10 protein-coding genes are annotated in these 10338 nt (G+C 64.5%); 6 read left to right on the top strand and 4 right to left on the bottom strand.

Features of this window, described 5'->3' with window-relative positions; translation table 11 throughout:
- A partial coding sequence (locus GUY59_RS44160) for a transposase (protein ID WP_161715043.1) occupies positions 1-232 on the bottom strand: 232 nt, incomplete at its 3' end.
- Between the two features lie 143 nt (positions 233-375).
- On the opposite strand from GUY59_RS44160, the gene GUY59_RS44165 reads away from it, so the two are divergent.
- Positions 376-816, top strand: a complete 441-nt coding sequence (locus GUY59_RS44165; RefSeq protein WP_138206130.1) for a hypothetical protein — start codon at positions 376-378, stop codon at positions 814-816.
- Positions 817-874: 58 nt separating this feature from the next.
- On the opposite strand, the gene GUY59_RS44170 is transcribed toward GUY59_RS44165, so the two are convergent.
- Complete coding sequence (locus GUY59_RS44170) at positions 875-1159, bottom strand: hypothetical protein (RefSeq protein WP_138208198.1); 285 nt, start codon at positions 1157-1159, stop codon at positions 875-877.
- Positions 1156-1479 (bottom strand): ArsR family transcriptional regulator, encoded by a 324-nt coding sequence (locus GUY59_RS44175; RefSeq protein ID WP_138208199.1) that lies wholly within the window; start codon positions 1477-1479, stop codon positions 1156-1158. The genes GUY59_RS44170 and GUY59_RS44175 overlap by 4 nt, the downstream gene beginning before the upstream one ends.
- Positions 1480-2382: 903 nt before the next feature.
- On the opposite strand from GUY59_RS44175, the gene GUY59_RS44180 reads away from it, so the two are divergent.
- The 4 genes from GUY59_RS44180 (at position 2383) to GUY59_RS44195 (ending at position 7079) form a co-directional block, all read left to right on the top strand.
- Positions 2383-3855 (top strand): Mu transposase C-terminal domain-containing protein, encoded by a 1473-nt coding sequence (locus GUY59_RS44180; protein WP_138208200.1) that lies wholly within the window; start codon positions 2383-2385, stop codon positions 3853-3855.
- Between the two features lie 77 nt (positions 3856-3932).
- Positions 3933-4730 (top strand): ATP-binding protein, encoded by a 798-nt coding sequence (locus tag GUY59_RS44185; protein WP_201762079.1) that lies wholly within the window; start codon positions 3933-3935, stop codon positions 4728-4730.
- Between the two features lie 2 nt (positions 4731-4732).
- Positions 4733-6346 (top strand): hypothetical protein, encoded by a 1614-nt coding sequence (locus tag GUY59_RS44190; RefSeq protein ID WP_138208201.1) that lies wholly within the window; start codon positions 4733-4735, stop codon positions 6344-6346.
- On the top strand, positions 6339-7079 hold the full coding sequence (locus GUY59_RS44195) for a hypothetical protein (protein ID WP_138208202.1): 741 nt from the start codon (positions 6339-6341) through the stop codon (positions 7077-7079). Before GUY59_RS44190 ends, GUY59_RS44195 begins: the two co-directional genes overlap by 8 nt.
- 78 nt (positions 7080-7157) lie before the next feature.
- Here GUY59_RS44195 and GUY59_RS44200 read toward each other — a convergent pair whose 3' ends face one another.
- Positions 7158-8987 (bottom strand): tyrosine-type recombinase/integrase, encoded by a 1830-nt coding sequence (locus GUY59_RS44200; RefSeq protein ID WP_138208203.1) that lies wholly within the window; start codon positions 8985-8987, stop codon positions 7158-7160.
- A gap of 147 nt (positions 8988-9134) precedes the next feature.
- Between GUY59_RS44200 and GUY59_RS44205 the strand changes: the two genes are divergently transcribed.
- Complete coding sequence (locus tag GUY59_RS44205) at positions 9135-9518, top strand: winged helix-turn-helix transcriptional regulator (protein WP_138208204.1); 384 nt, start codon at positions 9135-9137, stop codon at positions 9516-9518.
- Positions 9519-10338: the final 820 nt, after the last annotated feature.

Consider the following 10338-nt stretch of genomic DNA (forward strand, 5'->3'; position numbering starts at 1 on the left):
TCTCCCGCCGCAGCCGGGCCAGCTCCTCCTGCTCCGACTCCTCCAGCGTTCCGCTCCCGTTGCCGTTGTACTGCTCATCCAACCGGTCCATCCGCACCCAATTGTGCAGCGTGTACGGACTGATCCCAAGATCCCGCGCCACCTGCGCGACGGGCTTGCCGGTCTCCTTCACGATATGCACCGCGCCCGCACGGAACTCCGGATCAAAGCGCCGCCGCGTGACTGCTGCCACGACCAAACCTCTCCCGGTTCGGTCTCCACGCTACGAGGGGAAGGCCATCTGCCGGCCAGCTCCGAATCACGGGTGCACTGGGCGATGACCGACGTGATGTCCCGCCGGCTGACCCGCGCCCCGGCCCCGTCGTGGCAGTCGACATGACCAGGCCCGACCGGCCGGATCCCGACCCCGGGACGTGGCTCCTGAACAAGATCGACGCACGGGAGCAGGCCGTGACCTGCCAGATCGAGCAAGCCCAGGCAGAGATCGACGTGCTGACCGCACGCCTCGCAGAACTCACCGAGACGATCGAGCATCTGCGGATCACCCGCAAGACCCTGCTCTCGCTCGCCCACGAACCTGGCACCGAGCCGGTCGCGGCACCTCTCGCACTGCCCGAGAACCCGGCCTACCAGCAGATTCTGACTGTCTTCGCCGACCTTGGCCGTTCCCTGCGGGCTCGCGAGCTGTGCGAGGCTCTCGACCTGCCCCTGGCGCACAACAGCATCCAAAACGTCCGCGCCAAGCTCAAACGCCTGGTCAACCACGGCGTCCTCGTGGAGAACGAGCCAGGTTTGTTCGCTCAACCGCTCCCGTAGCCCGGCGAACCATGCCCTGACCAGCCTGCACCATCCAGCGCAAGCGACGAAGCGGACATCAACTTGCGTAACGCCCTCTGAGAGAACCTGGTGCCGCCCGTTCGATGGCCGACAGCGGGGTTGGCGCGTGCACCGGCAGATCCAGCAGCACGCGCAGAGCGTCCGGTGAGGTGATGGCCGCCAGCCCGCTGAGCCGCCGCCGTGCGATCTCGGCCTGGTTCGGCTCATAATGCAGCACGGCCGAAGTGCCCTGTAGTACCACGCACGACCTTGAGGCCCGGCCCAGCGCGAGGCCGGGCGCGTCGGCGATGGCCTGAGAGAAAGCCTCCGCGGCACCGGTCACGTCTCCACCTTCTTCTGCTCGCCCGTGTCCTTCATATCGGTCCCCGCGATCAGGTCGTAATGCCCTCGCAGGCCCACGACCAACCGTCCCAGGGGCTCCCAGAGGGCCTCGCCGCCTGCTCGGCGATACCAGCGCCGCCGGTCCCGTCCGACCTCCGTCACCCTGGTCACGAGCCGCAATGCCAGTAGATCCCGTATCACCGGGTAATACACCGCTGCCTGCACGCCCTGCCGGACGGCCAGCCTGCCAAGGTTCACCTGACCATCCGGTGCGTCGGCGAACGCCTCCAGCACCTCCAAGCGGTACCGATTGCCGAACATGCAGGCAGAGATAGCGCGTATGTCATTGAGGCCCGCTCCACGTATCCCTTCACCTTAGTGATTAATGAATCCGTAATCCATGACGAGCGCCACGTCCTCTGCTTCCTGCCCTGACGAGCGGACCAGCCATGAACACCGGCGACGATGCACGAGCGTACGCCTGCACGGCTGGCTCTGAGCGAACTTTCTGCTATGAACCAACCACGATGCGTATGCCGCCTGAAACCGAGAGACCTCGCTGACGATCTGGGATGCCGACGGCCCTTCCCATGCGGCTCACGACCCAGCCGGGAGGCGAAAAACGGCGGACGCTAACCACAGTGGGGCATTCTGAGACGCGTCACGAAACTGTCACCTCCAATTCGTCAGCACATGTCCCTCCGCAGTTCAGGTCGCAAAATACTCGCTCCTCGGAAGATCGCAAAACTCGAACTGTGAGAAATATTCTTCTTTGTCTAATGACAGAGAAGTGACCAGGTAGATGACAGGCCATGACGAATTCCCAGGTACATGAGGGACGTAGCTTATACGCTGCAAAGATTCGTCGCTTCCTGTCAATCTGCAGGTCACGGGCTACATGCCGATGCTATCAAGCGGCAGGTGCCTTCCAAAGAAGACAGGAACGTGGTGAGCTCGCAGGTCTGAAGTGCTCTGGTCATCAAACTGTCATTTTCGGTAGACGAGTGAGCATCGTAGGGGTAACCTCGCAGTGATTATGGGTTACACGAGATTCATGCGGTTGATGCATGATCTCTCTAATGTGAACGCTTTTCGGAACTGGTCGCGAGGTGTGGTGTGGCGAGTGCAAGCAACGACGAAGAGGCGAAGTCCCTCGGAGAAGATCTCAGCAATCTTCGAGGCCCCGCAGTACGAAGACTTCTCACCTTGAAGGAAAACGGTGAGATGACCACCGAGCACATCAAGGTGGTTGCCTCCTGTCTGGGAAAGCACCCTCGGACCGTGCGACGCTACCTGGAAATAGCTTGTGAGAGCGGGCGCTGCGAAGGGGCACAACGAGCACGCTTTGAGATGACGGATGAGTTGCGCGGCCTGTACGCGCTCTGGAGGGGCAGTGCGTCTGCGCTCCATCGCGAATTGCTCCAACGGGAGGCTGACGGAGGACCACCGGCGCCGAGCCTGTCGACAGTGCAACGCGCGGTGAATCGGGACTTCTCCAGGGGAGAGCGGGCTGCGTTTCGCTTCGGCGAGAAGGCGTTGCGAGAACATTGGGTATATTTCCGGCGGCCTCCGGAGCATCGTAATGCCGTGTGGGAAGCCGATCACGTTGAGGTGCCGGTCAAGGTCGAGATCGAGGGCAAACCACGTAAACCCTGGGTAACCTGGTTCATCGACGCGGGAACTGGTGTAATCCCAGGACTGGCGGTGACCCCTGGTTATCCCAGCAGGGAAAGCATTCTCATCGCCTTGCGGAGCGCACTGCCTTGCGACGATCCAGACCTGCCCTTCGGCGGTATACCGGCGCGAGTGAGAATCGATCAAGGTAAGGACTTCCTGTCCAAGGCGGTGGCAGGCGCACTTGCCCCATTAGCTGTCGTCGTTGAGGATCTGCCGGGATATCACGGCCATTTGAAGGGAACCGTGGAAAACTTGAACGGCAGCGCCGAGAAGATGTTCTTCCGCTCGTTGCCTTGTTATACGCATGAGCCCAAGCGTCTCAACGGAAAACCCTTCGAAGCCGGTCAAACGCCTCTCCCCTTCACGGAGTTCGTGTCAAGGCTGCGGGCGTGGGTGCACGAGTGGAATTTCGAGCACAAGGCAGACGGCTGTGACCGTACGCCGGCGCAGATGTGGGCCGAGGACCCGGCACCTATTCATGAGGTGGCTTCGGAAGACCTTCTGATGCTCACTCTGGAGGAGGAGGACCGCATCCGGAAGATCACGAAGAAGGGGATACGGCGGGGACGCAACCGGTACTACGTGGCGGACTGGATGCAAGGCAAGGTCGGCTTGAAGGTACGCCTGCGCGTGATGCCCCATCACGACCGTGAGGTGGAGGTGTTCGAGGCGGCGACGAAATGCTGGCTGGGCAGCGCCTATCTGTCCGATCTGGCCAGTCCGGAACAGATCGAGGACATGCAGAAAGCTCGCGCGAGCGAACGGCGGCGCGTGAACGCTGCCTTCAAGGAGGGCGGGCGGCAACGGCGAGCGCGTTTCGGCGCCGTAAGCAAACCGGAGGAGCCTCGCAGGGTGGATGCGGTGACAGCATCGGAAGCCCGAAGTGTCATTAAACGTGCCGCCGATGACGATATGGCCGACTTGGCTATCGTCGCCCCTTGCGTTGACACCGACCTTCCCGACGAATGGGTGCTGCCGGGAACAGCCCGCGCCGCACGAAGAACGCGAGGCGGCTCGTAAGCGGGCTTCACGAGCCGAAGAATGCCATGGGCATCGCTGCTGCTGGACATGACGAGCATGAATAGGGAGATACCAGCGTGAGCGCACGCGCCAATAGCAGTTTGCTTCCAGAGACATGCGACGACCACTATCTTGCGCTGCCTCAGGCCAAGGTCGTAGCCACGCCAGCGTTGCAACATACCAAGGCCGCCATCCGTAAAGTGGTTGCCAAGAAGGCGATGATGTGTGTCCACGGAGACTCGGGCACCGGCAAGACCTTCTGCGTGAACGAATCGCTGCGGCACCTGGCACGCGACCGGTCCTACCGCATCGAGTTTCGTGAACGTCCCAGCCCGCTCTACATCCGCGAAGCACTCTTCGACGCGCTGGGGATCGCAGGAAAGCGTCCGCAAAGGCCCGCTCCCTTCGATCGGCTGCTCAAGGATGTCCTGGCCGAAGAGCCCCGGGTCTTCATCTGTGACGAGGCGCAATGGCAGCCGAAGGAATGCTTCGAGTACTGGCGGCACCTGTGGGATGACAAACACACAGACATGGCGATCATCTTCGTCGGCGGCGAGGGGTGCTACGAGGTACTCTCCAACGAGCAAATGCTCGCTTCACGCATCTACATCTGGCAAGAATTCCGCGAGATGAAGCTCAAACAGGTGCTTGAGGTGATTCCCGACTTTCATCCGATATGGAGCGACGTCTCCGATGAGCACATCACCTTCGTCGATGACACTGCCGCGCATGGCAACTTCCGCACCTGGACCAAGATCACCAATCACGTTCTGGACATACTGGAAGACGACCAGGCAACCGCGATCAACGAGGAGTTGATGCGCCGGGTGTTCAGCAACCTCGGCGGGCGACCCAAGAAGCAAAGAGCGGCCTGACCGTGAACGGCCACCCGATCATGGTCGTCGTCGATCCCAGCGACGACGTTGCCTGCGTCAACACCGCGTGGGGCGCGCACGACCCGGCCGCCGGCGTGATCGCCGTTCATCCCACGCCGGGCGCGACCGGCATCGGCGACATCTGCCTTGACGTACTGGCCGCTCTGGGAAAACCCATCGACCAGGCCGCCACCCTGATCGGTGCCGGCGGCAGAGAAAAGCGCATCTCGCACGCCGCCACCGCCTGGACGCTCGCCGAGCGCATCTGGCACATCATCGTCTTACGCGCGCATCTGCTCACCCGTCGCCAGCGGGCCCGGCTGATCGAGCTCGGTCACGACACAGACGCCGTCGTGACGGTCGTCTGGCATGCGGCCGAGCCGCCCGAGTGGGCTGCGGAACTGCCAGGCAACCACGGCTGGAAGATCATGACGGGTTTGCCACAAGCGATCGTGGCGGCCCGTTTCGCCCGCAAACCCTGGCGTGCGGCCGCTGCCGCCCGCCGCGTGCTGCACTGCACCCCAGCAGGGCAGGAGCCCAGCCCGCATGCGGACGGCGATGCCCAAAAGCAGGCGCTGCCGCCCCTGCCGACCAGTGATTTTCCGTTCTTCCGCGCCGATGCCTACCGCAGCCTGGGCCCGTTCATGAGAGACGATGATCAGGTGTACGCCGCCTTCGGCTTTCGCGGCTTCGAGGTTGTGGACGCCGTCTACGGCTACGGCATGGACATGGCCTGTACGTGGATTCTTGACCAGGATGAGTTGGGCACTGTGTCGGCTGATGCGGGCTCGGGAGGGCTTGCCTTAGATGCGGACGGACTGGCCGTGACACCTTCGCTATCGCGCTCTGCGATGGAGAGGCCCGCGGCGTTACCGCCCGGGCTGGCCCGGCACCTGCCGGCCACCGGGCCGGAGCAGTTGGAGTCCTTTCCCCATCGTGTCGGCAGCACGCGCGCGTTGCGGCTGTTCTTAGCCGACCTGGTCGCCGACTGCCCCACCCGCGAGCACGCCATCGCTCGCATTCGCGGGGCGCAGGCAGGCTTTTTCCTGCACGGCCTGCTGCTGGCCGTCCCCGCCTTGCTCGACCGTGCGACCGGCCGCGGCCTGATGGCGCGCTTGGACGCCGACCACGTCGAACGCATCCGCGCCCGCGTGGTGCATCCGGTGCATGCCGCGGCCTTGGCGGCGCTGCTATGCACCGGAGCCGATCCGGCCGACCTCGCCGTCGTCCCCGCCTCGGCGCTCGATGCCGAGGGAGCGACGATCGAGGTCACACAATCACCGGTTCAGGGTTTTCGGCTACCAGGGGAAAGTCTCACCTTCGGCATACCGGAGTACGCGCGCTCGCTGATGATCGCCGCGCGGCATTTTCATCAATTGTGCGGGCATGACGCCAGCGAGCCGCTGCTGGGGCCGGGTATCGGACGAGACAACCAGCACCTGATCGCGGTGGGCCGGCTGGCCGGGGTGACCATCCCCGCTCTGGTGGAGGAGGGATCGGGACAGCTGCCCTGGGATCTGCGCACGGTGTGCTGGCGGATCGGGGAGGCATTGCACCGCCGCGAGGCGGCGCTGGCACGGTGGAGTTCCCAAGCCGGAAAGGACGACGATGTTTGATCTGGACCTGGTCACGCGCAGACTGGCCGAACTGCGTATCGGCGAAGTTGAGTTCCGCACGCGGACGGGCATCTCGCTCGATGTACTGCGAAAGGATCCGGCACCGGCGACGATCAGCGTGGATGTGGTCGTCCGCATTTGCGAGCTGCTGGACATCGAGGTGGCGGCGTTCCTCGGTCGCGAATCCTCCGCCAGGGTCTCCTACCCTGACGACGACGATCTGGTGGTCGAGGCCGCGCTGGCCCAACATGGCCAACTCGCCGACGGCGACTTGGCTGTGGCGCTGGACTGGCCACTGCGGCGCGTCGATGAAGCCGTCCGCGCGCTGATGTTGCGACTGCTCGGCACCGCGTTGCAGGTGGTGCGAGAGGGCAACCGTGTGCATCTTGAGCCTCGTCCCGGCCTGCTGGGCGCGGAGACGGATGATCGGTTGCGGGCGCTGCAGCAGGCGCAGATCCCCCTGTCGGTGCGCGAAGCTGTGATCTTGTTGCATCTGCTGCACCAGCGCCATGACCCGCTGCTCGAGCGGCTGCCGCTGGATTGGGAGACGACAGAGGTACTGCTTCACCGTGGCATTGCCGAGCGGGATACCTCCGGGTTGCACCCGCATCTGGATAGCTCGTTCGCCGTAGCGCTGTATCCGCTGCCTCAACTCCCGCAGCAGATGAAGGCGAAACCGGGCGCGAGAGCGTCCTATAGCACCATCCCCCGCCCGCTCAAGCGCCGCCGGTAGCCTCTCAGCGCAGGCGTGGCCTGGCCCGGGCCACAGGTGAAGCCCCGGCCAAAGCATCGGCTCGCCGCCGGCATCGGATCACGATGTACGCCAGAGGGGAGAACGGCGCTTTTCAACGGCCCGCTGAGCACGACGGCGCGTGACGCGCGTGGCAATGCGCTGACACAAGCGAATCTCCGACGAGCAATACAGCGGCGCCGCGAAACCGGGAACGGCAGGGACGGTTCTCCGAGCCCGGCGATTGCCCGCTTGAGCGCCATGAGCGGCGGTGAGGCTCTGGCGAATCACCTCGATGCTCAGCGACGCGGCCTGCTGCACGCCTGCCGCCAGCGCGATACGGCGAATCTGCCGGTTAGCGTTGTCCACCGGCAGCGGGCCACCGGCGCGCGTGACGAACAGCGGCCCAGGCTCGGTGCCACGCGCGGTCAGGTAGGTGTCCAATGCCTGCGCGGCATAGGGCGGCAGCAGCACCGCGTGCGAGCCACCCGCGGCGGCCAAGTCGACGATGCGATCGCGGCCGGCCCGCACCACATGCTGCAGCGTCAGCCGGGGTAAGCAATCGGCGTTACAGCCGGTGGCGATTACCATCATCAAGACCGCATGGAGGCGGGCGCCCCCATCCAGCGCGGCCTGCGCCGCCACGTCGATGAGCTGATCGCGGGAAAGCAACTCTGCCCGGGACGGCGGTGCAGATGGCCGGCGCAGTCCCGTGAACGGGTTGCAGGCAGTTAGCCCGAGCTCGTGCAGATGGCCGTACCACGACGATAGTGCGGTGAGCTGTTGTTTCCTGGCGTTGGGGCTCCACTGCGCGGTGCGCATCGCTGCGGCGAATAGATCGGCCTGCAGGACCGAGGCGTCCTCCGGTTGTGCGCACTGCCGGTTGAGCCACCACAGCCACCAGGCAAGCAACCGTAAGTAGCCCTGGCGGGTGGACGGAGCGAGGGGTCCGGTCGAAAGCCACCGCACAGTGGCCAGCCGCACCTGGGGCGAGGCTCGCCAGAGCAACTGAGCGAGTTCGTCGACAGTGTAGGCGGGGGGCGCAGTACCCGGCGCGGGCAGCAGCGTGGCGGCGTGTGCATGGGCCAGGGCTTGAAAGTCTTGCTGCCTTAAATGATCGGGCCCGTTCGCGGCTCGCGGTGGTGAGAGCGGGCGGTGGGCGTCATCGACAGCCATCTCGGCCTCCGGGCAGCGGGACGTGGTTGCGAGGAGAGTGGCGGGTACGTGTCGCCGGGCGGCGTCCGGCCGTTCCTGGATGCTGGTCGTCGTAACAGCGTCAGACCGGGTTCGTGCCGCGCGGTCGCGCGCTGTCCGGCAGGAGATAGGCCTGCCCAAACGGGGCGTGACTCGCCACGTCGCACAGCACGACTTCGTGATCGTGATGGGGCATGTAGCGGATGTGGACCCGGGTGCCGCGTTTGTCCGCCATTCAGGCGGCCGATCGCCGCGCAACATCGCCTTGTAGGCGTAGCGCGGCATCGAGGGAAGCAGCGTCTCGTCTACCGCGGCCCCGATGATCTCCGCCACGTGCCGCAGGCCCGGGCGATATGCGGGCAGGTCCTCGACATGCACGTTCAAGGCGCTCAGGGCATCCATCACTGCCGTGCGCATGAAATTTTGGCCCCGGTCGATGCACACCAGCGCGGGGATGCCGCCCATCGGCCCGTACTGATCTTGTCGAAGCAGCGCCGCCCGTAACGCGGCCAATACGTCCGCGCGCTCGGACGGGTACGGCGTGATGACTGTGCCGCAGATGCCCCACGTCGCGGCATCGACGATCTGGACGGTCCAGGGCTGCTGGAGCGTGCCGTCGACCTCGACCTCGACGGGAATTTTGATCTGATCGACGTGCCAGATGCTGTTGCGGTGCAGTCCGGCTGGAGGGATGGGGTACGGGGATGGTGTGGTCATGGCAAGCTCCCGTAGGGCATGACGAGTCCCCATGGAGGCCTCTATGAGCCGCTGTCGTGTGACTACGCTGGTCCCACCAGGCAGCCTACCGGCGGCTCTTTCCTCACTAGGGAATCCCTGATCGCCTGGTTATTTGGAGTAACTCGTATGAAAGTGAACACCCCCAGTGACGATCGCGCTACTGGTTCTAGGAAATCCGTCCCCCCGGCTGATCGGGTGCTGCTGCCGTCCGCGACCGCGGACGCGATCGATCTGCTCAGCCGCCGATGGATGCTGCAACTGCTCTACGTGCTATGTCAAGGCGAGGCCCGCTTCAGCGAGCTCGCTCGTGCGGTGCCAGGCCTGTCCCGCCGTGTGCTGACCGATCGGCTGCGCGAGCTGGCCGATCAAGGGCTGGTGCATCGCCTGGTCGACGAAGGGCCACCCACGCGGATCAGCTACCGGTTGACCGACCAAGGAGCAGCCTTGCGCACCGCCTTGGAGCACATCGGCTCGTGGGCGGCCACCTACCGTCCTACACGCGCATCCTGAGGTGACGTCAGCCAGACGCCTTCCTCACCTGCTTCTGCGCGAGATCCGCCGACTGTCTTCGCTGGTCTGAAAGGCCGCTCCTTCCGCAATTCCGGCCGAGCCACCTGCTGGCGCAAACCGCGCCAATTCTTCCCACTCGCTGCGGGCCGGCCCCTGGCCGGTGCTGGCCTCAGCCGGCGCGGCTCGCGCACCCATGCCCGCAGCGTGTTCATTCCTCGGTTCTCCCATCGTCGGCGGCCGCTTCGAACACACCGCCCGGGCACGCCGTCGCTGGACCGAGAATGATCGCTATCACGAAGCTGTCTCATGGGAACAGCAAGCTCAAGAAGGTCGGGATGTCACGTAAGGTAACCGAAGAGCAAGCGGTCGTGGCCATGCTCGGTCGAGGAACGCGTCCCCTGGAGTCATTTCCCGGAACGCAACTGCCGTGGGCATGTCGCTGCTTATCCTGCGGCGAGGTGAGCAAACCCCGATACAACGACGTCGTGAATAAGGGGACCGGGGTCTGTAACAAGACCTGCCGGTCGCGCGCAATCGCAGCCAAGCTCATGCGCGATGGGGCAAAGGCCGCGGCCGTCATGGTGCACAAGGGCTGGGAACCGCTGGAGGACTACCCCGGCGCAGGTAAACCGTGGTCATGTCGATGCGTGTCCTGCGGAGCGATCAAGCCGAAGCGACTGTCTCATGTCCAAGTTGTCAACGACGGCCGAATCCTGACCCCCTGACGACGTCTGAATCGTGACCCCCTGATGTCGTCGTCGGTTACTGCTCGTGCTCAGATCGGGCCGGCGGAACCCGGCCCAGATCGCGGTTCTTCAGC

This window comes from Nonomuraea sp. K271 (assembly GCF_009908215.1).
Lineage (GTDB): Bacteria > Actinomycetota > Actinomycetes > Streptosporangiales > Streptosporangiaceae > Nonomuraea > Nonomuraea longispora.

What these genes read in the sequence shown, in the direction of transcription:
- GUY59_RS44165 (WP_138206130.1), top strand. Translation starts at nt 376, where the DNA reads ATGACCAGGCCCGACCGGCCGGATCCCGACCCCGGGACGTGGCTCCTG.
- GUY59_RS44175 (WP_138208199.1), bottom strand. Translation starts at nt 1,479, where the DNA reads ATGTTCGGCAATCGGTACCGCTTGGAGGTGCTGGAGGCGTTCGCCGAC.
- GUY59_RS44180 (WP_138208200.1), top strand. Translation starts at nt 2,383, where the DNA reads ATGACCACCGAGCACATCAAGGTGGTTGCCTCCTGTCTGGGAAAGCAC.
- GUY59_RS44195 (WP_138208202.1), top strand. Translation starts at nt 6,339, where the DNA reads ATGTTTGATCTGGACCTGGTCACGCGCAGACTGGCCGAACTGCGTATC.
- GUY59_RS44200 (WP_138208203.1), bottom strand. Translation starts at nt 8,987, where the DNA reads ATGACCACACCATCCCCGTACCCCATCCCTCCAGCCGGACTGCACCGC.
- GUY59_RS44205 (WP_138208204.1), top strand. Translation starts at nt 9,135, where the DNA reads ATGAAAGTGAACACCCCCAGTGACGATCGCGCTACTGGTTCTAGGAAA.